This is a genomic window from Butyricicoccus porcorum, assembly GCF_002157465.1.
Classification (GTDB): Bacteria; Bacillota; Clostridia; order Oscillospirales; family Butyricicoccaceae; genus Butyricicoccus_A; species Butyricicoccus_A porcorum.
On record NZ_NHOC01000004.1, the window covers coordinates 233489 to 256036 of the forward strand.

Genomic DNA, 22548 nt, shown 5'->3' on the forward strand with positions numbered 1-22548 from the left:
ACTGATTTGCTGTTGCCATCCTGCATTTTCGCATGATTCTATGCATTTTTTCTTCTGCATGGGCTGAATGATTCGTTTTTTGGAGCACCGGCATAAAAAAGAACCGCATCCGAACGGATGCGGTTCCTGTTGGTTTCAAAAAGGAAAGATCGATTAAGCCTTGCCGTCGCAGCCCAGAACGTTGACGATCTTATGAGCAACCATGTCCTTAACAGCCTGGCGAGCCGGCTTCAGGTACTGGCGCGGATCGAAGTGATCCGGATGCTCTGCGAAGTGCTTGCGGATCGAAGCGGTGATAGCCAGACGGATATCAGAGTCGATGTTGATCTTGCAGACTGCCAGCTTAGCAGCTTCACGCAGCTGCTCTTCCGGAATGCCGATTGCATCCGGCATAGCGCCGCCGTAGGTGTTGACCAGCTTTACGAACTCCTGCGGAACGGAAGAAGAACCGTGCAGAACGATCGGGAAGCCCGGCAGACGCTTGATGCACTCTTCCAGAACGTCGAAGCGCAGCGGAGGCGGAACGAGAACGCCGTCCTCATTGCGGGTGCACTGAGCCGGAGTGAACTTGTAAGCGCCGTGGGAGGTGCCGATTGCGATCGCCAGGGAGTCACAGCCGGTGCGGGAAACGAATTCCTCAACCTCTTCCGGATGGGTGTAGCTTTCCTGACCAGCTTCAACAACGACCTCATCCTCAACGCCAGCCAGGGTGCCCAGTTCAGCCTCGACAACAACGCCGTGGTCATGTGCGTACTCTACGACCTTCTTGGTCAGAGCAATGTTCTCCTCGAACGGCTTGGAGGAAGCGTCGATCATAACGGAGGTAAAGCCGCCGTCGATGCAGGACTTACAAACCTCGAAGGAATCGCCGTGGTCCAGATGCAGAGCGATCGGGATATTCGGGTTCTCGATAACAGCAGCCTCAACCATCTTTACCAGATAGGTGTGGTTAGCGTAAGCGCGAGCGCCCTTGGAAACCTGCAGAATAACCGGAGCATTCAGCTCGCCAGCAGCCTCAGTGATGCCCTGGACGATTTCCATGTTGTTTACATTGAAAGCGCCGACAGCGTAGCCGCCGTCATAAGCCTTCTTGAACATTTCAGTAGTAGTTACGAGTGGCATTATTCATCTTCCTTTCAGAATTTAATCCGCACACATCCTGTTTACAGGCATGCGGGTCCCGTATGTGATTATTTTACCAGTCTTTCGGTATAAAATCAAGTCGATTATGTAATTTCCGCAAATTTTATCCAGCTTCCGTCCACAATTTGTGCATTTGGAAAAAGAATTGATTTTCTGTCAAAAATATGGTATATTCAATTTAACATCGGAAAGTGCGGCATAATGAAACGTTTTTGGTAACTATTTTCTGTTTCCGCCGCACATCTTTCGTCACATTATTAGGAGGTTTTTTGATTATGAGTGAGCTGAAGGGCGCAATGATCATCGGTCAGTCCGGTGGTCCTACTTCTGTCATCAATGCCAGCGCATATGGCGCAATCAAGGCTGGTCTGGATTCTGATTCCATCACCACCGTTTATGGCGCTGCAAACGGTATCGTCGGCGTTCTGAACGATAAGCTGTATGTTATGGATAAGGAAGATCCGGCTGAGCTGGAGCTTCTGAAGTACACCCCGTCTTCCGCACTGGGCTCCTGCCGTTACAAGATCGCTGATCCGGATGTCGATGACACCGATTACAAGCGCATCCTGGAAATCTTCAAGAAGTACGACGTCCGTTACTTCTTCTACAACGGCGGCAACGACTCCATGGATACCTGCAACAAGATTTCCAAGTATATGAAGAAGGTCGGCTATGACTGCCGCGTCATGGGCATCCCGAAGACCATCGACAACGACCTGTTCGGCACCGACCATTGCCCGGGCTTCGCTTCCGCTGCGAAGTACATCGCAACTTCCATCACCGAAGTTTACCAGGATTCCCACGTATATGACAAGGGCCAGGTTTCCATCATCGAGATCATGGGCCGTCATGCTGGCTGGCTCGCCGGCGCTGCTTCCCTGGCTGCTGTAACCGGTTACGCTGCTGATCTGGTTTACCTGCCGGAGGTTGACTTCAACATGGACGAGTTCCTGGAAGACGTTTCCGCTCTGTGGGAGAAGAACCACAACGTAATCGTTGCCGTTTCCGAGGGTATTCATTACGCTGACGGCTCCTTCGTATCCGAAGCAAAGACCTCCGCTACCGACGGCTTCGGCCATGCGCAGCTGGGCGGCCTTGCTGCTATGCTGGCGGATGTTGTCAAGGAAAAGCTGGGCGTCAAGGTTCGCGGCATCGAGCTGTCCCTGCTTCAGCGCTGCGCTGCTCACTGCGCTTCCCAGACCGACATCGACGAATCCTTCCTCGCTGGCCAGACCGCGGTTAACTCCGCTGTTGCAGGCGAGACCGACAAGATGGTTGCATTCGAGTGCTCCCGTGAGGGCGGCTACTCCTGCACCACCAAGCTGCTGAACCTCTCCGACGTAGCAAACTACGAGAAGAAGGTTCCGGTTGAGTGGATCAACGAGCGTGGCAACAACGTATCTCAGGCGTTCATCGACTACGCTCTGCCGCTGATTCAGGGCGAGACCAAGATGCCGAAGGAAAACGGCCTGCCGCGTTTCGCAAAGCTGGCTAAGATTGTCGCTGAGTAATCAGGATATTCCTTTTTGTATACCGGCGGATGTCATCCGACATCCGCCGGTTTTTCATGCTCCTTTTTCAACCGGTCACCGCATGCAGTAAACCGCTTATCCGAAACCACGCGACAGCGCCGCGCCCGTCTGCTATACTGTTTTCAGAAGGAGGGGATCTCTCATGAAGCTGACACTTGAACCGCAGGAAACCACCGAACTGGAGGTCATCATCCGCGGCGATCTGAACGATCCGCAGGTCTCGCAGATCATCGCCGCACTGAATGCCGTGCGCGCCATCTCCCGCCTGTTCCTGTACCGCGAAGGCAAAGCGTATCTGTGCCCCGTTGACGATATCCTGTATTTTGAAGCATCGGGCGGAAAAATTTTCGCCCACACTGCACGCGACATGCTGGAAACACAGTACAAGCTATATGAGCTGGCAGACATGCTGCGCGGCAGCGGATTTATCCAAATCAACAAAAGCGTGATCGTCAATGCGCACCGCGTGCTGTCGGTTGAGCCGGAATTTTCCGGCAACTACACAGCCGTGCTGAAAGACCATAACATCCGTCTTACCATTTCCCGCAAGTATTTTAAGGCTTTCCGCGATTATGTAATAAAGGAGCTGTGACCTATGAAATCAAACAATCTCTTCAATGTCCTGATGTATACCGCAGTCGGCATTGCCATCGGTGCTGTCGTCTGTACGCTCTCCCTTCTGGCCGTTCACGGCATGACTGATGTGCTCCGCGAGCTGACTGTCTGGCTGATCGCTTCCGCTGTCCTCGGCCTGGTCTCAATGGTATATGAGAGCGAACATTTCACCGACCTGACTGCGACGCTGATTCATGCGCCGGTCACGCTGGCAGTCGCGCTGATTGCCGGCTGGATTCTGGATTACGGTGACGGTTCCATACTGCTGCTGCTCACGCGCATGGTGCCCGCCATCATCGTGCTTTACGCACTGATCCATCTGTTCCTGTTTGTTATGCGCCGCTGTATCGTGCGTGTACTCAACAGCCATCTGAAAAAATAATTTTTGCGGACAGACACCACGCTGCCTCTCCCTGCCTATACTGCATGCAGGGGTGAGGCAATGGCTTGCTGCTGGAAAACCTTCGGGCTGACGGCGGCGGCGTTCGGGCTCGGCTTGCTGCTCGCCACGCTGCTCCCGCCCTGTATTCTCGTTCCGGTTGCGTCGATCCTGCTGATCGCGGTCGGCGTTGTCATCCATCTGCGCTGAAAGGAGTCCGCTTTATGAAAATCGTCGTTATCCGAAGTCCCAGGCTGCTCGCCGGTATCCTCCGCGGTATCTTCGGCATCAAAAAGGCTCCAACCGCGTGATAGGCAGCAATTTTCACAATTTTCGACGCCACATATGGCAGTTTTTTGTCTTGACTTTTCTCCGCTCTGTTTGCTACAATAGGCTCACCGAGTAGCGAAGAGCGTAAATCCAGGCATGCTGGATTTACGCTCTTTTTTGCTGTTCTGAATCTTTCGTTTTTCAGTGAGGTTTTATATGCAACAGGATCAGACTATGAACAAGATGGGCACGGCGAAAATCAACCGTCTGATGCTCACGATGGGTCTGCCCATCATCCTTTCCATGATGCTCCAGGCATTGTACAACATTGTCGACAGCGCGTTTGTTTCCAATATGGCAGCAGGTGGCGAAACCGCGCTGACCGCGCTGACTCTTGCCTTCCCGGTACAGGTGCTGATGGTCGCAGTCGGTGTCGGTACCGGTGTCGGTGCAAATGCGCTGCTGTCGCGTTCGCTCGGCGAGGGCAATGAGGAAAAAGTCAACCGCGTTTCCGGCAATGCCATCTTTCTCTCCGCAGTCATGTACGTGATCTTCCTGCTGTTCGGATTATTTGGCGTGCGCATTTACGTGCAGTCCCAAACCACAAACCCGGTCATCATCGATATGACTGTCGATTACCTGCGCATCTGTTGCTGTATTTCTTTTGGCATCCTGTTTTTCAACTGCTTTGAAAAACTGTTGCAGGCGACCGGCAAGACGACTTATTCCACTGCAGCACAGATTGCAGGTGCCATCACCAACATTGTGCTCGACCCGATTATGATCTATGGCCTGCTCGGCTGCCCGGAAATGGGTGTGCGCGGTGCGGCATTTGCCACCGTTGTCGGCCAGATTGTTTCGTTCCTCGTCGCGCTGATTTCACACATCGCAGTCAACAAGGAGATTTCCAACGGACTGCGCTATATGAAGCCGGATAAGCACATCATCGGCCGGATTTATTCCATCGGCCTGCCGGCGATCATCGCACAGGCACTGATGTCGATCATGACCTACGGCCTGAACATCATCTTTGGCACGATCAATGAAAATGTTGTCACCGCCTATGGCCTGTACTACAAAATCCAGCAGTTCATCCTGTTCGCTGCATTCGGCCTGCGCGATGCCATCACGCCGATTGTTTCGTTCAACTATGGCATGCACAGCAAAAAACGCATCAACGCCGGCATCAAGTACGGCATGCTGTATACGCTCATCATCATGCTTGTCGGCCTGATTTTCCTTGAGCTGTTTGCCAGCCCGCTTTCCCACATATTCGGGCTCTCGGGTGAAACCGAAGCGCTGTGCATCAGCGCCATGCACATTGTCTCGCTCAGCTTCCTGTTCGCAGGAGCAAACATTGCGTTCCAGGGCATCTTCCAGTCGCTCCAGAGCGGCGGGGAATCGCTGATTGTCTCGGTCTGCCGCCAGCTGTTGTTTGTGCTTCCGGTTGCCTGGATTTTTACCCATATCGCCATCTCAAATCCCGACCTGACCTCGCTGGTCTGGTTTACCTTCGTCATCGCGGAGGGAATTTCCGCCATCATCTCGTGCGTGTTCATGCGCCGCATTTATCGCAATAAAATCGCCGGTATCACAGAGTAAAAAACAGGGCTGACAACTTTTGAACTGTCAGCCCTGTTCATTTTTCCGGTTCTATTCTGCCTCGCTGTGAAAGGCATGTATGATATTGCACAGCTGTTCATACAGGTCATGATATTCACTGATGACGCAATCCACCTGATCTCCGATCCAGATGTCACCGCTGCTGTCCGGATCAATTACGACAATATAACCAATCCCTGCGCCGTGCGCTGCATAGGCACCGGCCAGCGCATCCTCCACAACAACACACTGTTCCGGTGGAAAGCCCAGCTCCTGCGCCGCGATGCGGTAAATATCCGGCGCGGGTTTGCCCGGAAACCTGCGGTCGCTGCAAACGACAGTTTCCCGGTTAAACCATGTCGCAAGGCCCAGGTGTTCAAAATAAAAATCCATGCTGCGCGGGTTGGACGACGTCGCAATGGTAAACAGAATGCCGTTTTTCTTCAACAGGTCAAGCACTTGGGTGATGCCGTCCGCAAGATGGAATATCTCCGGATGCGCCAGACACAGCTGTTTGTATTTTTCGCGTTTGCGCGCAACCAATTCCCCCATCTGCGCTTCGCCTACGTCGCCCCAGAAGTATTCCACCGTTTCCCTGCTTGGGCGACCGTTGGTACAGTGCAGGAATTCCTCCTCTGACAGCCCGTGCCCCAATGTTTCCTCCGCGAGGTCATTCCATGCGCGGAACTGTATCTGTGTATCAAACAGCATCGTGCCGTTAAAATCAAAAATGACCGCGAAGTCAACCATGGTTTACACACCCTTTCGTGTTACATTGTACCACACCGTTTTCCCGCGGGCAATCCCATTTTTCCGGCATAACTGTCCGCTCTGTGCCATAGAACTATACAAACACCGATAAGGAGGACGTTCTATGGATTTAACCAAAAGCAGTGTCGCCCTGAGCCGCCTGATTCTGGACGCCTGGAATAATTACGAAGAAACCACCGATGCCATCGTTCCGGACACGTTCCCGGATATTGCACGCATTGCTGCTGTGTATGGCAGCCCGCAGCTCAAGGACGATGCTCCGCAATCCGGGCGCGTCCTCATCTCCGGCGCCGTGCGTATGACTGTATTATATGTGCCGGAGGGCGGCGGTGCGCTGCGCCGGCTGGATATTCCAATCAGCTTTGCACATATTGAAGAAGCCGCGGGGATCAATGAGGACAGCCGCCTGTTTGTAACCTGCCGTGTTGTCGCCGCAGATGCACATGTCATGAATTCACGCAAGCTGTCGGCAACCGCCACCCTGTCCATCTGCTGCCGGGTGTTCGCCCCCGACACCGCACAGCTCACCGATGGCTTTGCCGAAACGGACAACGGTCTGGAACTGCTGACCACAACGCATACGGTCACTGTACCGTCCAGTGTCCTGCGCCGCGAATTCACACTAATGGAAGATGTCAACCTGCCGGATCACGAGCGTTTCCGCGAAATGTTTGCCCCGCGCGCAGAAATGCGCCTGTCCGACTGCCGCCTGATGAACGGAAAAGCCGTATTAAAGGGTGATGTCGCGCTGCACATGCTGGCGATGACGACAGATGACACGCTGGAAAACATCGACTGCGTCGTTCCGTTTACACAGATTTTTGAAGCGGACGGCATGACGGACAATCAGCAGATCAGCGTGAGCTTTTCGGTGCGGCATCTGGATGCGGAGCTGCGCGATGACGGTCTGGTCGGCGTCGGACTTGGCGTCTGCGTGCTGCTGACCGCATTTGAAACGCATACGCTTCATGTGATCGCCGATGTCTATCATCTCGAGCACCCTGTACATGTAGAAACCCGTCCCATCACGCTGCCTGCCTGCCATCCGCTCGCAGAGCTGGGGTGTGAAGCGACGGAAACCGTGCCGGTCGGCATGAAAATCGCACAGATTGCCGATGTCACCGCAACACTCGACACGCTGCTTCACGATGCATCGCGCACGATGCTGCGCATGATGGCGTGTATTGTCTATCGTTCGGATGACGGTGAATATTATTCCGTGCACCGTGCCATCCACATGCCGCTCAGCCTGCCGGACGGCACCCAGTCAGTGCGTCTGAATGGCATGCAGTGCCGTGCCTCTGCCACGATCAGCGGAGAGGATTCGGTTGTGCTGTCGCTCAGCGGACGGTGCAGTCTGCTGTGTGATGAGCCGCTGCAATGGAACGACCTGTCCGCACTGTCCATCGATGAAACTGCACAGCCCGCCGCTTCCCCTGTCTCGGTGATCCTGCGGTATGTGGATACAGAAGAACGGCTGTGGGATATCGCCAAGCATTACCGCACAACCGTAGACGCCATCCGGCAGGCCAACCAGCTGGATACCGACCGCCTGAGCGCACGCGCACAAATGCTGCTTATCCCTGTGCGGTGACGCCGCAGGCATATGGAGGTGCATATGGAACATCAAAAGCTATATGAAGACATCAGCCGCCGTACCGGCGGCACCATCTATATCGGTGTTGTCGGGCCTGTGCGGACGGGAAAATCCACTCTCATCAAGCGGTTTATGGAAACGCTCGTCCTGCCCGGCATTGAAAATGTATACCGCCGCGAACGCGCAAAGGATGAGCTGCCGCAGTCCGGTTCCGGGCGCACCATTATGACAGCAGAGCCAAAATTTGTACCGGAAGAAGCGGCGGAAATTGCACTGGACGGTGACGGTACCTGCAAGGTGCGTCTGGTGGACTGTGTTGGCTATCTGGTGGACGGCGCACTGGGACACACCGAAGAGGATGCACCGCGCATGGTCTCCACACCATGGAGCGACCAGCCGATGCCGATGGCGGAAGCTGCCGAGCTGGGCACGCGCAAGGTCATTGCCGACCATTCCACCATCGGTCTCGTCGTGACGACCGACGGCACAGTGACGGACATCCCGCGCGAAAACTATCTCGAGGCGGAAGACCGTGTTATCCGCGAGCTGCTCGGCCTGCACAAGCCATTTCTGGTACTGGTCAACTCTGTCCAGCCGCAGGGTCCGGCAGCACAGGAAATCTGCCGCCAGATCGCGGATACCTACGATGTGACGGCACTCGCGGTTGACTGCCTGAATATGGACGCCGACCGCATGGCAAATGTCCTCAAGTCCGTATTGTATGAATTCCCCGTCCGCGAGGTCGGCATTGTGCTGCCTCCTTGGGTGGGAACGCTGCCCGCCGGGCACCGCGTCAAGGAGGCAGTGTACAGCGGCATCCGCAGTCAGGCGGCGCACATCGGACGCATGCGCGATATGAAGGCGTGCGCGGCGGCACTGGCGCAGACGGAATATGTCTCCGATGCACAGGTGCAGTCGATGGACCTCGGCACGGGTTCCGTGCAGCTGGTAATGCGCATTCCACAATCTGTCTTTTACCAGATTGCCGGAGAGCAGTCCGGGCTGACCATTCGGGGCGAAGCAGATCTCATCCCACTGTTGACAAAACTCGCAAAAATTCAGAAGGAATATGAACGCTTTGACGGTGCGCTGGCACAGGTGCGCCAGACCGGCTACGGTATTGTCATGCCGACCATCGATGAGCTCAAGCTGGATGAGCCGGAGATTGTCAAGCAGGGCGGCCGGTATGGCGTCCGGCTGACCGCCTCTGCTCCATCGATTCACATGATCCGCGCGGATATTCAAACAGAAGTCTCCCCGATTGTCGGCACGGAAAAACAGTCGGAAGACCTTGTGCAATACCTGATGTCTGAATTTAACGGTGATCCGGCGCGCATCTGGCAGACCAATATTTTTGGCAAATCGCTCAACGAACTGGTCAGCGAAGGCATGAATACCAAGCTCACGCGCATGCCGGATGATGCACGCAGCAAGCTCCAGGAAACGCTGGAGCGCATCATCAACGAAGGCTCCGGCGGCCTGATCTGTATTATCCTGTGACTTCTCTTTTTCGGACAGCGTTTGCCTGGTGCGCTGTCCGTTTTTCTTTTTCGCGTTCATTTGTGCGCGGTACACGGACAATCCATCTGTTCATCCCCCACCGGCGCACAAATCCAAAAAAGTTGCAAAATCGTGCATTTTTGCTGGACAAAGGCGCTGTTTTGTATCATAATATGGTAAGAACTTGTTGTGAAGGAGAAACCCGATGAAATATATTATTGTACTCGGCGACGGCATGGCCGACGAGCCGATCGACATGTTGGGCGGCAAGACGCCGCTGGAATATGCTTCTACCCCGACGCTGGATGCCCTCGCACCGCAGTCGGAAATTGCACTCGTACATACCATCCCGGACGGCATGAAGCCGGGCAGTGATACAGCAAATCTCGCGGTCATGGGATACAATCCGCGCAAATATTATTCCGGACGCTCCCCGCTGGAGGCGCTGAGCATCGGTGTCGACATGAAGCCGACTGACATCGCTCTGCGCACTAACATTGTCACACTGTCTGAGGAAGAAGGCGTCCCGTTTGAACAGCGCACGATTCTCGACCACAGCTCCGGAGAAATCTCCACAGAAGATGCCGCCGTCCTGATCGATGCAGTAAAGGCTGAATTTGAGAATGATACCTATCGGTTTTATGTCGGCACGAGCTACCGCCATCTGTTGATCTGGGATCACGGTGAGGTCATCGAGCTGGCACAGCCGCATGACCATCTGGGTGAAGTCATCGCGCCGTATCTGCCGTCCGACCCGGTGCTGCGCGACATGATGATTCGCAGCTATGACATTCTGAACAATCATCCCATCAACATCGAACGCGCAAAAAAGGGTCTGAACAAGGCGAACTGTCTGTGGTTCTGGGGCGCCGGCACGCGCCCCGCGCTGTCCTCATTTGAGGAAAAAACCGGCAAATCCGGCGTCATGATCTCCGCTGTCGATCTGCTCAAGGGCATTGCGGTCGGCGCAGGCATGGATGTCATCGAAGTGGAAGGCTCAACCGGTTCGCTGAACACCAACTATGAGGGCAAGGCGATGGCAGCGGTAAACGCCCTGCTCAACGGCAAGGATTTCGCCTATATCCATGTCGAAGCACCGGATGAAATGGGTCATCAGGGCAATGTTGACCACAAGGTACAGTCGATTGAAAACCTTGACAGCCGTGTGATCCGCGTCGTCATTGACGAGATGAACAAAGCCGGAGAGGATTTCCGCCTGCTCGTCATGCCGGATCATCCGACCCCGATCCGCTGCCGCACACATACCAGCGATTCCATTCCATACCTGCTGTACGACAGCACCAAACCGGTCGCAGGCGACTGCACGCTGTACAACGAAGCACAGGCAAAGGCAACCGGCAAGCTGATTGAGCACGGCTATGAGCTGATTGACCGACTGCTGGCGGAGTAAACCGGGAATAAAAACTCCTTCAGAGAAGGGAGCTGTCACCCCAGCGACCGATTGATAGAAATATAAATGCAGAAAAAAGCAGCCTCGCGGCTGCTTTTTCTCACTTCTTTACATTTAATTCACTCTTGATCTTGGTCGTGGAAATCTCCGGCGTGCGCGGCAGATAGACGACCTCACAGCCCTCGTCTTTCAGGAAATCAAACTTGCCCTCCCAGTCATCGCCGATGACGAACGTGTCGACATGATATTCATGTACGTCGAATTTCTTCTGATCCCAGCTTTCCTCCGGAATAACCAGATCGACATAACGGATCGCTTCCACCAGCTGTTTGCGCTCCTCATAGGAGAAATAGCACTTTTTCTGTTTTTCGTTCCAGTTAAATTCATCCGTCGATACCGCAACAATCAGATAATCACCCAGCGCCTTCGCGCGGCGCAGCAGGTTGATATGTCCATAGTGGAGCAGATCAAAGGTACCGTAGGTAATCACTCGTTTCATAATTCCAGATTCCTTTCAACAGCGGAACGCTGTATGATAGCATATATAATATCATATATTATAACACGACTGCACAGGCTGTTACAATGCTTTCCTGATTTTTCCCCAGACAGACAAGTGTCCCCTCCGGCTTTTTCGCCAAAGGGGACGTCTTTTTTTCTGTCAGACAGATAACAGACCTGCTTTGTCCAGAATCGTAAATGCACGGCACAAATCTTCACTCAGATTCAGTCCGGTTCCGGTTCCGGCAATCGCACCCTTGTCCACGAGTTTTTTTACCGCCTCGCGGTAATAGTCGGGTATGTCATCCAGTGTCTTAAAATATCGCATGAGATCCTCCTCTTCCTGTTCATTCGGTTTCCTGTCCGTCACAATCTCGCGGGAAATCAGATAATAACTCGGACTGCGGTCAATGGTTGCCTTGCCGCACTGGGTCAGGCTGGTCTTGACCACGCCCTTTTGTACCACACTGACATAATTGCGGCGGATGGACGATGCGGTATATTTTCCGCTGTACCAATAGCTGTCCAGCACAGTAATCGTCTGTCCGGATGCCGCTGCTGCCGTCACAAAATGCCCACTTGTAGAAAACAGCTTGTATGCTGTGCCCGCATGCAGGATTGCTGCGCCTCCTGCTTTCAGATGCGTGAGCAGCTCGGCATTTTTGCTGGTCGTACTGTATGCAAAATGGTATTTGGACGCCGCTGCCCGCAGCAGCGGTGTCATCAGCGTACCTCCTTCAACGCGCGCGCCCGCCGCGACTGCAATGCTGCACATCGTCGGAATGCTGATATCCGCAATGCCGAGTACCTGTAAGGCATTGCACAGACTCGCCGGGCCACAGGCAGAGGAGTAAATCGTTCCCTGTCCATACCGGATGGATTTATATTTCTCTTCTGTCTGGAATTTTACTGCGTAACCGATGGTTCTCACCCTTTCGATTCATTGTCCGATTGTCCGTCTTTCTTTTCCTGTTCCAGCCTCGCCTTGCGCCATTCGTCTGCTTCACAGGCAATGCAGGTGAAGCTGTTGTTTTTCCACCATGCCACCAGAGAAGCTCCGATTGTCCAGCACAGCGAAACCAGCTGGTAAATATCGTTATCCGTGAACGCAATGGTTTCGTGTCCTGCAATGGCAAGGATCTGGTTCAACAGCGCAAGCGCCAGTACAATGGTCCGCGCAATGGTATCGGAACCAATGGTATGACCCGGATTGCTCATTTCATCGCCTCCTTACAGTATCATAGATATGAGTGCGCCACAGACTGCGATACCTACCGCACTCAAAATTGCCATGATGATGTTCAATTTCGTCGAAATAACTGCAAATTCAACATTTCCGCGCTCCAGCCGTTCATCGTGCTTGGTAAGCTGCACGGTATGCTGCTGTGTCACCTTTTCCAGCTCTTTGACAGCATGGCAGGGACATTTTTCATTTTGTTCCGTCATCGTTCCATCACTTTCCGGTGTCTGCGCCTTCCCGCGCTTTCCCTTTCGATAATACACGCCGGTTTCCCGTTGTCCACGTTAATAAATTATCTGGCTGTGGAAAGCATAAAAAATCCGCCCCACAGGAAGAATAACCTGCGGAACGGATATGCTCTCATCTATTGCAATTACAAGATTACAATGAATAAACCTGCTTTGCAGTCTCATAAAACACCTTATCATGCCAGCATTCAGGAACAAGCCGCGCGATAAAGGCAATATACTGCTCCAGATTGACCAGCGGCCAATCCGTGCCGTACATCAGCTTTTCATATCCCCCTGCATAGCCCATCCACGTGCGCAGCAGAGAAAAGTACCCTTCATTTTCCTGAAACAACGTATCCATATCCACACGCCCTTCCAACAGGCCGGACAGATCGGCAAATACATTCTCGTTTTTCTCCATCACGGCAGCGGCATCCGTCAGCCACGGATTTCCAAAATGGCACAGTACAAACCGCGTCTGCGGGAACTGCGCTGCGGCCTCATCTACCGTCAGCGGATGGGCATATTTCAACAGCCCCATACCGCCTGCTGTCGCACCCGTATGGATGGCGACCGGCTTGTCATACTGTGCGGCCAGTTCATACAGCGGCGCATACCGCCGATCCCCAACATATCGGTGTCTGTAGCCGGGATACAGTTTGATGCCGACGCAGTCCGGACGGCGCAAATGCTGTTCTACCAGCTCGGCAAGCCGCTGTTCGTCCAGCTGTTCCCAACCGCTGTCCAGTCCCACACAATAGTGCAAAAAACCCGGACAGACCGGTATATCTTCGTCAGGCGCCCGGTTTCCCATAACCACCGCATATTCAATCCCCAACCGGCTGAATTCTGCCTGTAAATGCTCCTCGGTATATCTGTGTCCAGCCTGCTCCGCCAGCATGCGAAAGCTCTCTATTCCCGGACAAAAGTGAATATGTGCATCGATAATTTTCATAACCAGCCTCCGGTTTGTCGGTTTCTGTCATCATACTGCATGTATATGCCTTCGGTCAAGCGCCTGCCGCGGGCTTTCCAAAAAATTGGTCGGACATTTTCATCATATGATCTCCAAAATTGTAAAAATCTGGTTGACGTTATGCCGAAATAGGTCTATAATTTTGGTATCATGTAAGAAACTGACTGCAAAGGGGGAGGCATTTTATGGCATTAAATGTGAAGCAGGAAAAACGCCTGCTGAGCTCTGCCCTGTTTGCCGGCTGTGATACGCAAAGCTATCGTCCGCTGGTACAGACGCTCTCCCCCATCAGCATTCTGAAGGGACAGCGCATCGGTTCACCTCCTCACCATGCTTCGGCGCTGGGCTTCCTGCTGGATGGCTGTCTGGATTTATGTAACTTAAACGGCGTGCTGTTCTACACCCTGGAGGCTGGAGATTTTTTTGAAATCGAACCGATGTTTTCCCAGATCCAGACCATCCTCCCGTGGCATCTGCGCGCACGCACCAATACTGTCGTGACGTTTCTTGATAAAAACATCATGCTCTCGCAATTTGAAGAGGATCCCGCATTTGCGCGCAATTACATACATATCCGCGCGGACTATACACAGAATCTGACGCGCCAGCTCGACCACTTTACCGCAGCCTCTCCGGGAGTTGCGTTGGCGCTCTATCTTCTCGGAAACCATACCCAGCACATCCTCAAGCTGCCGGATGGGCTGGCCGGACTCGCCCGCAGACTGAACATCAGCCGTGCAACGCTGTACCGCGCGCTCGCCGACCTGGAACGCCGGCAGTTGGTGTCACACCATGAAAAAACCGTCCGCATTCTCGACCATGACGGGCTTTTCGCTTTTGCCTACAGCCAATCTCAACCGCAGGACAGCTTACCCGCCGAGTAAACAGATATTTCGATACAGAAAGAAAGCGCAGATCATTCGATCTGCGCTGCGTTTTTATATCCAGAGCTGAGCCTGCAAACTGTTTCCACCAAAAGAGTAATGTGAAGATGATTGAAGATGTGTATAGAGGAATAGAGTTTGCTTTTCATGATACGAAGGTCTCTTTTACTGTAATGTGACGGTTCAGTAAAAAGAGCTGCGAAAACAGCCTGCCGCTCATGCTCAAGATTAACAAAAAGATAAAAAAGGCGTCGCAGAAGACCTTCTGCAACGCCCTTGTTAGCATGGTTAAAGTATATCGCAATTACATCGGAATGTCAATCGGTATCACCAATTTTTTACTTGTGTTTTTTCACAATTTACGCCCGATTTCCAGTGCTTTTCTTTGTTTTTCGATATTTTACGTACTTTTTAGTTCTTTATACGTATATCATACTTCTCATCCGTTATTTTATACTTATTTAATATTATTCAGGTGTGAAAAAGCCGGAGCGGATTGCTCCGCTCCGGCAAACATACACGTTTTCCTCGCTTACTTGGAATCCGCCGGCGTTTCATAAAAACGAACCCAGTCAAAATCCAACGCTTCAGCAATACGCATTGCGGTACCGACCGGAAGGCGATAATCGCCCAGCTCGATGCGGGTATAATAGCTGCGGGCAATATGAGCTTTCTGCGCAGTAACCTCCTGCGTCAGGCCCTTACTTTTTCTCAGTTCAACTAACCAGTCACGCATAATATTCACCTCAGAAAAGAAATATAATAAGCTATCATTTTTAAAACATCTCTTGTTTTTTACGGTGTCATTATATCACCATTTTTGCAACTTGTATATGTATTTTATGACGGATTTCAGGTGAATTTGCGATGTTTTGCTGGCATGATGTTACAAATCAGATAAGGTATCCAAAAAATTGCTGAGAAGCTCTGTTTTCTTTCTGCGTATTTTTGTGCAGAATGTCAAATCACTTGACAAGCTTGGAAATGGTCTTAAATTCCGGGCCGGAAGCCTTGCGCAGAAGTTCAAACAGAACCGCCTCCGCAGTCGTCAGCAGAATGCCCTCCTGCTCTGCGCGGCGCAGGCCGATTTCCATGTCATGTGCAAAGCGGGAGCCGAGGCAGTCCTCAACCAGAACGACTGTTTTTCCCATTGCAACCAGATCCATTGCAGACTGGAGCACACAAATATGCGCCTCTGCGCCACAGATCAGGATGGTGCTGCACTCCGTCGCCTCGATTGCGGTGCGGATAGCATCGTCATCCAGGCAGCTGAATGTTGTCTTCGGCAGAACCGGAGCAATCCCCAGTACTTCCTTGATCTCCGGAACGGTAGAGCCGAGCCCCTTCGGGTACTGCTCGGAAACGACAACCGGAATATCAAGCGCATGCAGACCCTGAAGCAGCATACGGGTGCGCGGAATAAAGGCATCCTTATTGTGCATCGCCGGCATCAGCTTTTCCTGATAATCGATAACCAGAACGGCGGTATCTTCTCTGTTCAGTTTCATAATTCAATTCTCCTTTTACAAGTAGTATGGTAGCTATATTATACCACAATCCTGTAAAAATAATATACGTATGCCATGAATTTTTCTCACTTCTGGTTCAGCCTCATGACCAGACAGCAGGCGTCTGCTCCCCCCGTTTTGTCTTTCTTCCGATCTTCCTCCGGTCTTCGGCGGAACGGTTTGATGAGGTTCCTGACTTGTTGTCAAAGATTTGACAAATTTCTTTATTTCCTCTATACTAAGGGTACAAAATATCACATTTCCCCTTATCCAACGAAATTAGGAGGGACTCATATGTCCACAGATACTGCTCCGCATCTGCCACTTATCAAGCTGCATACAGCCGACCATCTGACCTATCTGCGCGCAAACCATCTGTTAAAGCAGCACGGCATCACCATTCAGCAGGCGTTAATCATCCAATATCTCGCCTGGCATGCCGGACACAGCATCAATCAGAAAAACATTGAGCTCTATCTGGGTATCAGCAATCCCTCCGTTACCAGTCTGATGAAGACCATGGTCGCTAAAAACCTCATCCGGCGCCTGCCTGACCGCTCCGATGCGCGCAGCTATCTGCTCTGCCTGACTCCGCATGGTCAACAGCTGCAGGAAAGTATCTGTAAAGCATTTGAGCAGCTTTCCTTCGAGGTCAATGCCGGTCTGACCGAAGAGGAACAAGAACAGTTGAATCTTCTGCTCGACAAAATTACACACAATCTGTCAGCGGTTCTCCGCTGAGTCATCCACGATTCCCTCCCCGCCTTTCGGCGGGGAATTTTTTATGTCCCCGAACCAAGGTCTGTCGTGTTGGGTATCTGTCTACCAGTGTGATCCATCGTGTATCCATCCGTATAAATCAGCTCAGAGACCGGCACAAATGAGAAGCCCTTTTCTACCAGACCATCAATGACATCCGGCAAAGCCGCCGGTGTATTTTTCGCCGCATTGTGAAACAGGATAATCGAACCATTTCGTGCATTTTTCACGACGCGGCTGACAATCTCAGACGGTGCAGGATCCTTCCAATCCAATGAATCAACATCCCACTGAATGGTATACATGTCAATCGAGCGCATGGTGGAAACGACTGAGTCGTTGTAATCGCCATATGGCGGACGGAACAAGGTCGGACATTTCCCTGTAATTTTCTCAATCTTCTCATTGCAGCTTTTCACCTCCTGAATCATGGCATCGGGTGACAGCTGTGTCATATGCGGATGGGTAGACGAATGGTTCATAACCTCATGCCCGGCATCAGACAGCTGTTTCACCGACTCCGGATATTTCTCCACCCACTCGCCGACAACGAAAAACGTCGCCCGAATGTCGTGCTCCCCCAGAATTTCAATCAGCTGTTCCGTATCTTCGTTTCCCCAGGCCGCATCAAATGTCAGCGAACATACCTTTTCCTGACGCTCCACACTGTAGATCGGAAGGTCGCGTTTTGTTGCAGATACCAAAACCGCGCCTGCCGCGCCCCAAATCGCGTGCACGGTCACGCAAATTCCCGCCACTACAGCGGCTCCAATTGCCAGTTTCTTTCCTGATATAACAGTAAAATAGTGCATCTTACCCACCTCTGTGAAGCATACGCCTGACATTTGTCCATTATTCCAAAATACAGCCTGGCCAGTTTTTTGTGAAGCTGCAACAATTTTCCGGTTCAATATCTGTTCAAAAAATGTTCAAAAAATACTTGCATTTCTCTCATAATTGTGTTAAATTCTTTTACAGGATACATAACGCACAAAAATCGACAGTTAAATCTGGACATAATTGTACATACCACTGTAAATTATGCACAAATTTGACCTTGATTTTTCTACATGCATCACAGCTCCTGAACACGCTGCCGGCGCATGCAGACCGCGGTTCCTGACCCGCAGCCTGCGCTTCCTGAACGCTCTGACAGCACATGTGTGCATGTAGAAATGCCGCGTGCATCCGAACTGTACCTTCATAATTTTAGACGGGCATAAAACTTCGCAATTTCCCCTGTGTCGTTTTATGCAATACAACAACAAAAGGGAGAGTTTTACACATGAATTGGAGCACAACACAACTCATCTGGATTGCTGCCACATTTCTGTTGTTTACAGTAATGGTAGCAGTCATCTCCTCCTGGAAAACCAGAGGAGATAACCTCGAAACCGCAGAGGGCTACTTCCTTGCCAGCCGTTCGCTGCCGGGCTTCGTCATCGCAGGTTCCCTGCTGCTGACCAACCTGTCCGCAGAGCAGCTGGTCGGTCTGAATGGCCAGAGCTGGAAGACCAACATGGGCGCCATCGCCTGGGAAGTTGGTTCCATGTTCACTCTGCTCGTACTCGCATTTTTCTTCCTGCCGAACTACCTGAAGATCGGCACGACCACCATCCCGTCGATGATGGAGACCTGCTATGACAAGAGCACGAAGACCATGTTCTCCGCAATCATTGTCATCATGTACTCTATCCTGAACCTGCCGGTTATTCTGTACTCCGGTGCAGTCGTATTTGAGAACATCTTCGATGTATCCGGCATGTTCGGTATCACCAAGTTTACAGCTATTGCGGTTCTCTGTGTCATCATCGGTGTCGTCGGCGGCTGTTACGCGATCTTCGGCGGTCTGAAAGCCGTCGCGGTATCGGACACCATCAACGGCGTTGGCCTGCTGATCGGCGGCCTCATGATCCCGTTCCTCGGTCTTGCGCTTCTGGCAAAGGAGACCGGCGGCAGCGGCATGATGGACGGTATCCGCTATCTGCTGGACAACGAAGCCGAGTTCCACAAGCTGAATGCAGTGAACGCATGGGATTCCGCACAGCCGCAGGTTCCGTGGCCGCTCATCATCACCGGTATGTTCTTCTCCAACATTTACTGGTGGTGCTGCAACCAGTCGTTCGTTCAGCGTTCGCTGGCCGCTAAGAACCTCGCAGAAGGCCAGAAGGGTGCCATTTACTGTGGCTTCCTGAAGTGCCTTGGCCCGCTGTACCTCGTTCTTCCGGGCATTATCGCATTCTACCTGCCGAGCATTCAGGAGCAGATGCAGAGCATCGCGGGCAATCCGGGCGTATCCCTGATGGACCAGGCATACCCGATGCTGGTCGTCAAGTGCGTTCCGTGGCCTGTCATGGGCTTCTTCGCAGCTGTCATGTTCGGCGCAATTCTTTCTTCTTTCAACTCCGTACTGAACTCCGCTTCCACCATGTTCACCCTCGACCTGTACCGCTCTGTCTTCAAGCCGTCCGCTTCTGACATTGAGTGCGTAAAGGTTGGCAAGATCTACGGCACCATCGCCGGTATCGTAGCGATCTGCGTTGCGCCGTTCGTTTCCTTCACCGGCAACGGCATCACCACGCTGCTTAACTCGCTGGCAAACTTCATTTCCATGCCAGTTGCGTGGACGATCCTCGGCGCAATCGTATTCAAGAATATTCCGAAGTGGGCGCCGAAGCTGATTACAGTCATCGACGTCGTATTCTACGGTGCATTCCTGCTGATTAAACCGGTTTATCCGACGAACCCGACGGAAGAGATTCATTATCTGTATGCCATTGCAATCCTGTTCTTCGTTGACTGGATCGTCATGTGGGCATGCAACAAGTTCGCTCCGCGCAAGGAAGCACTCATCCTGAAGGATGTTGGTGCGGTCGACATGACCCCGTGGAAGTACCGCAAGGTTGTTGCCGTTATCGGCATCATTCTTGCCATTGCAATCTACCTCCTGCTTTCGCCTCTCGGTATCGCAGCTTCCGGCGAACCGACCAGCTGGCTGGGCGTCTGGGGTATCGCATCGTAATCTGACTTTCGCGCAGTATCTACGAACACAGGAAGGCTCCGGCAATTTGCCGGAGCCTTCTTTTCCCCCTTTTGCGTGCAGTGTGCGTTTGTTTTAAAAAATGTGCATGCTGCACGCATCTATGGTATAATAAAGCCAGACAAAAAAAGAGGTGTTTCTCAATATGGCTGTTACACTCAAACAGATTGCAGAGCTCGCAGGCGTATCGCGCGGCACAGTAGACCGCGCACTGTACAACCGCGGGCGCATCAATCCCGAAGTTGCCGAGCGAATCCGCACAATTGCCAAGGAGCTGGGATACCAGCCGAATCGCGCGGGCAAGGCGCTGGCAATGGCAAAGCATCCGATTAAAATCGGCGTCATCGCACAGGCGACGGAAACGCCGTTTATGCATCTGCTGCTGTCCGGCGTAGAGGACGCACGCAAAGAGGTTTCCAATTTCGGCGCAGAGGTGCTCATCCGCTCCATGATTGGCCTGGACGCAGCACATCAGCTCCGGCTGATTGATGAGCTGGTCGCAGAAAACATCAACGGCCTCGCCATTACTCCGGCGAACGATGACCGCATGCGCAGCCGCATCAACGAGCTGATTGACAGTGGTATTCCTGTCGTGACATTTAACGCCGATATCGACGGGACGCGGCGGCTGTGCTTCGTCGGTCAGGACAGTGAGCTGGCCGGGCGCGCCTGCGCGTCGCTGATGAGCGCCATCATCGGCAACAAAGGTCTGGTTCTCCCCATCTCCGGACACCAGTCCAACCATTCGCATACGCTTCGCATCAACGGCTTTTGTTCTGAAATGGAGCGCTGCTTCCCACAGGTCGAGATTCTGCCGCCGGCTTTCTGTCAGGATGATGATGCGCTGACACAGCAGCTGACGGAACAGATACTGCGCGAACATCCCGATCTCTCTGCTATTTATGTGGCTGCGGGCGGACAGTCCGGCGTCTGCCGTGGTCTGGCACGGCTGGGCTATACCGGCAGTGTACGTGTCATCTGTTACGATCTGATTCCCAACAATATCAAAAATCTGATTGACAGTCGTATAGACTTCTTAATCGACCAGGATGCCCATACCCAGGGGTATCAGCCCATTATGATCCTTTTTGACTATCTGTTTGCCGGTACAGTGCCGGAAAACAAGTACTTTTTCACTGATATCGCCATAAAAAATAAATACAATGTCTGACTGTATCCGCCCTGTTTTCCAGCCGCAATCGGAAAACAGAGCGGATTTTTTTGCACCTCCAGCTCCCATGCACGGTAAAATTTTCGTCAAAATATTATCATCGCGTTCACGTGAACGCGTTTAAAAGAATATTTTTACATCACAAAAAAAGTTCGGTTTTTCTTGATTTTTTTGATTTTTACCTCTTTTCGCGTGCAAAATAGTCCAAAAAACCGCAGTTGTCTGGTATTTGTGTACAAATAAAATGTCTTTTTATCAAAAATATGCATTGATTTGCACAACAGATTGCGTTATACTAGGTGCACAACAACAAATGAAACCTGCTTGGAACGGTTTCACACTTATGATTTGGAGGTTTTTGACATGGATGAACTGAGAATTGCCCTGATCGGCTGCGGTATGATCGGCCAGCAGCACATTGACCGCATTCAGAACAGAATTAAGAACGCAAAGGTTGTCGCTGTATGCGACGTCTTCGAGGCTGGCGCTAAGAAGGGCGCTGAAATCGCTGGCGAAGGCACTAAGGTTTACACCGATTCCGCTGCTGCAATCAACGATCCTGACGTTAATGCAGTAGTTGTTACCACTCCGGGCGCTTTCCACAAGGATCCGGTTCTGCAGGCAATCGCCGCTGGCAAGCCGGTATTCACCGAGAAGCCGCTGACCAACACCGCTGCAGAGTGCAAGGAAATCGTTGACGCTGAGATGGCAAGCGGCAAGCACCTCGTACAGGTTGGCTTCATGCGTCGTTATGACCGTGGCTACAAGCAGGTCAAGGAACTGATCGATGAAGGCAAGTTCGGTGCTCCGATGGTTCTGAAGTGCACCCATCGTGCAGACGGCGTTGACCCGAGCTACACCACCGCTATGGCTGTTACCGATACCGCAATCCATGAGATCGACGTTCTGCCGTGGCTGATCGACGACGAGTGGGATGAGGTTCAGTGCATCATGCCGAAGACCTCTTCCAAGGCTCATGAAGGCCTGAAGGATCCGCAGATCATGATTATGAAGACCAAGACCGGTATCGTTACCGTTCTGGAAGTCAACGTAAACTGCGGCTTCGGCTACGACATCAACTGTGAGGTTGTCTGCGAGAACGGCGTTATCAACCTGCCGTGCCCGTCCTTCCCGACCGTACGCTATGCAAACAACGTTTCCACCAAGATCGAAGACAACTGGATTCTCCGCTTCATGGATTCCTACGACGTTGAGATTCAGGACTGGGTTGACCACGCACTGAAGGGTGAGACCGGCGGTTCCTCTGCTTGGGACGGCTATGTTGCTTCCATCACTGCTGACGCTCTGGTTAAGTCTCAGACTTCCGGCGTAGCTGAGAAGGTCGTTACCGGCGGCACCCCGGACTTCTACAAGAAGTAATTGTTTCGTTTCATACATATCGTAATCAGATAAGGAGAA

The 22548-nt window shown here is 52.2% G+C and carries 24 protein-coding genes; 14 read left to right on the plus strand and 10 right to left on the minus strand.

Features of this window, described 5'->3' with window-relative positions; translation table 11 throughout:
• Nucleotides 1–153: 153 nt before the first annotated feature.
• Entirely contained in the window at nt 154–1122 is a 969-nt protein-coding gene (gene fba, locus CBW42_RS05525) for a class II fructose-1,6-bisphosphate aldolase (RefSeq protein WP_087018561.1), read from the minus strand.
• Nucleotides 1123–1418: 296 nt separating this feature from the next.
• Here fba and CBW42_RS05530 point away from each other — a divergent pair, with 296 nt between their 5' ends.
• From CBW42_RS05530 to CBW42_RS05545, 6 genes are all read left to right on the plus strand, one after another.
• Nucleotides 1419–2654 carry a 6-phosphofructokinase gene (locus tag CBW42_RS05530; RefSeq protein WP_087018563.1) on the plus strand — a complete coding sequence of 412 codons (1236 nt, stop codon included), beginning with the start codon at nt 1419–1421 and terminating at the stop codon, nt 2652–2654.
• Between the two features lie 163 nt (nt 2655–2817).
• The gene (locus CBW42_RS05535; protein ID WP_087018565.1) at nt 2818–3267 is read left to right on the plus strand and encodes a LytTR family DNA-binding domain-containing protein; all 450 of its coding nucleotides are present in this window, start codon (nt 2818–2820) and stop codon (nt 3265–3267) included.
• A gap of 3 nt (nt 3268–3270) precedes the next feature.
• The gene (locus CBW42_RS05540) at nt 3271–3672 is read left to right on the plus strand and encodes a DUF3021 family protein (protein WP_087018567.1); all 402 of its coding nucleotides are present in this window, start codon (nt 3271–3273) and stop codon (nt 3670–3672) included.
• A gap of 60 nt (nt 3673–3732) precedes the next feature.
• Nucleotides 3733–3879 carry a hypothetical protein gene (locus CBW42_RS14975; protein ID WP_242969803.1) on the plus strand — a complete coding sequence of 49 codons (147 nt, stop codon included), beginning with the start codon at nt 3733–3735 and terminating at the stop codon, nt 3877–3879.
• A 14-nt stretch (nt 3880–3893) separates the two neighbouring features.
• A complete protein-coding gene (spoVM, locus tag CBW42_RS15340) occupies nt 3894–3980 on the plus strand; it encodes a stage V sporulation protein SpoVM (RefSeq protein ID WP_108721046.1) in 87 nt (28 codons plus the stop codon).
• A gap of 175 nt (nt 3981–4155) precedes the next feature.
• On the plus strand, nt 4156–5541 hold the full coding sequence (locus tag CBW42_RS05545) for an MATE family efflux transporter (protein ID WP_087018569.1): 1386 nt from the start codon (nt 4156–4158) through the stop codon (nt 5539–5541).
• A gap of 51 nt (nt 5542–5592) precedes the next feature.
• On the opposite strand, the gene CBW42_RS05550 is transcribed toward CBW42_RS05545, so the two are convergent.
• Nucleotides 5593–6291 (minus strand): HAD family hydrolase, encoded by a 699-nt coding sequence (locus CBW42_RS05550; RefSeq protein WP_087018571.1) that lies wholly within the window; start codon nt 6289–6291, stop codon nt 5593–5595.
• A 124-nt stretch (nt 6292–6415) separates the two neighbouring features.
• Here CBW42_RS05550 and CBW42_RS05555 point away from each other — a divergent pair, with 124 nt between their 5' ends.
• The 3 genes from CBW42_RS05555 to CBW42_RS05565 all read left to right on the plus strand — a co-directional run bounded on the left by CBW42_RS05555 (nt 6416) and on the right by CBW42_RS05565 (nt 10820).
• A complete protein-coding gene (locus CBW42_RS05555; RefSeq protein ID WP_087018573.1) occupies nt 6416–7906 on the plus strand; it encodes a DUF3794 and LysM peptidoglycan-binding domain-containing protein in 1491 nt (496 codons plus the stop codon).
• A 24-nt stretch (nt 7907–7930) separates the two neighbouring features.
• Nucleotides 7931–9409 carry a stage IV sporulation protein A gene (gene spoIVA, locus CBW42_RS05560; protein ID WP_087018574.1) on the plus strand — a complete coding sequence of 493 codons (1479 nt, stop codon included), beginning with the start codon at nt 7931–7933 and terminating at the stop codon, nt 9407–9409.
• A gap of 205 nt (nt 9410–9614) precedes the next feature.
• Nucleotides 9615–10820, plus strand: a complete 1206-nt coding sequence (locus CBW42_RS05565) for a cofactor-independent phosphoglycerate mutase (RefSeq protein WP_087018576.1) — start codon at nt 9615–9617, stop codon at nt 10818–10820.
• A gap of 100 nt (nt 10821–10920) precedes the next feature.
• On the opposite strand, the gene tagD is transcribed toward CBW42_RS05565, so the two are convergent.
• From tagD to CBW42_RS05590, 5 genes are all read right to left on the minus strand, one after another.
• On the minus strand, nt 10921–11319 hold the full coding sequence (tagD, locus tag CBW42_RS05570) for a glycerol-3-phosphate cytidylyltransferase (RefSeq protein WP_087018578.1): 399 nt from the start codon (nt 11317–11319) through the stop codon (nt 10921–10923).
• 162 nt (nt 11320–11481) lie between these two features.
• Complete coding sequence (locus CBW42_RS05575; RefSeq protein ID WP_087018580.1) at nt 11482–12252, minus strand: cysteine peptidase family C39 domain-containing protein; 771 nt, start codon at nt 12250–12252, stop codon at nt 11482–11484.
• The gene (locus tag CBW42_RS05580) at nt 12249–12539 is read right to left on the minus strand and encodes a phage holin (RefSeq protein ID WP_087018582.1); all 291 of its coding nucleotides are present in this window, start codon (nt 12537–12539) and stop codon (nt 12249–12251) included. The genes CBW42_RS05575 and CBW42_RS05580 overlap by 4 nt, the downstream gene beginning before the upstream one ends.
• Nucleotides 12540–12551: 12 nt before the next feature.
• Nucleotides 12552–12824 carry a hypothetical protein gene (locus CBW42_RS05585; RefSeq protein ID WP_087018584.1) on the minus strand — a complete coding sequence of 91 codons (273 nt, stop codon included), beginning with the start codon at nt 12822–12824 and terminating at the stop codon, nt 12552–12554.
• A gap of 118 nt (nt 12825–12942) precedes the next feature.
• A complete protein-coding gene (locus tag CBW42_RS05590) occupies nt 12943–13746 on the minus strand; it encodes an amidohydrolase family protein (protein WP_087018586.1) in 804 nt (267 codons plus the stop codon).
• Between the two features lie 206 nt (nt 13747–13952).
• Between CBW42_RS05590 and CBW42_RS05595 the strand changes: the two genes are divergently transcribed.
• Complete coding sequence (locus CBW42_RS05595) at nt 13953–14651, plus strand: Crp/Fnr family transcriptional regulator (protein WP_087018588.1); 699 nt, start codon at nt 13953–13955, stop codon at nt 14649–14651.
• A gap of 532 nt (nt 14652–15183) precedes the next feature.
• Here the strand turns inward: CBW42_RS05595 and CBW42_RS05600 are convergent.
• The gene (locus CBW42_RS05600; protein WP_087018589.1) at nt 15184–15387 is read right to left on the minus strand and encodes a helix-turn-helix transcriptional regulator; all 204 of its coding nucleotides are present in this window, start codon (nt 15385–15387) and stop codon (nt 15184–15186) included.
• A gap of 229 nt (nt 15388–15616) precedes the next feature.
• Entirely contained in the window at nt 15617–16159 is a 543-nt protein-coding gene (locus tag CBW42_RS05605; protein ID WP_087018590.1) for a hydrolase, read from the minus strand.
• Between the two features lie 294 nt (nt 16160–16453).
• Between CBW42_RS05605 and CBW42_RS05610 the strand changes: the two genes are divergently transcribed.
• Nucleotides 16454–16900, plus strand: coding sequence for a MarR family winged helix-turn-helix transcriptional regulator (locus CBW42_RS05610; RefSeq protein WP_165761075.1), 447 nt, complete (start codon nt 16454–16456; stop codon nt 16898–16900).
• 41 nt (nt 16901–16941) lie between these two features.
• Here the strand turns inward: CBW42_RS05610 and CBW42_RS05615 are convergent, their stop codons facing one another.
• The gene (locus CBW42_RS05615) at nt 16942–17676 is read right to left on the minus strand and encodes a polysaccharide deacetylase family protein (RefSeq protein ID WP_242969804.1); all 735 of its coding nucleotides are present in this window, start codon (nt 17674–17676) and stop codon (nt 16942–16944) included.
• A 527-nt stretch (nt 17677–18203) separates the two neighbouring features.
• On the opposite strand from CBW42_RS05615, the gene CBW42_RS05620 reads away from it, so the two are divergent.
• The 3 genes from CBW42_RS05620 (at nt 18204) to CBW42_RS05630 (ending at nt 22509) form a co-directional block, all read left to right on the plus strand.
• Nucleotides 18204–19940, plus strand: a complete 1737-nt coding sequence (locus CBW42_RS05620) for a solute:sodium symporter family transporter (protein WP_087018596.1) — start codon at nt 18204–18206, stop codon at nt 19938–19940.
• 163 nt (nt 19941–20103) lie between these two features.
• Nucleotides 20104–21129, plus strand: a complete 1026-nt coding sequence (locus CBW42_RS05625; protein ID WP_087018598.1) for a LacI family DNA-binding transcriptional regulator — start codon at nt 20104–20106, stop codon at nt 21127–21129.
• 363 nt (nt 21130–21492) lie between these two features.
• Nucleotides 21493–22509, plus strand: a complete 1017-nt coding sequence (locus CBW42_RS05630) for a Gfo/Idh/MocA family protein (protein WP_087018600.1) — start codon at nt 21493–21495, stop codon at nt 22507–22509.
• Nucleotides 22510–22548 lie beyond the last annotated feature (39 nt).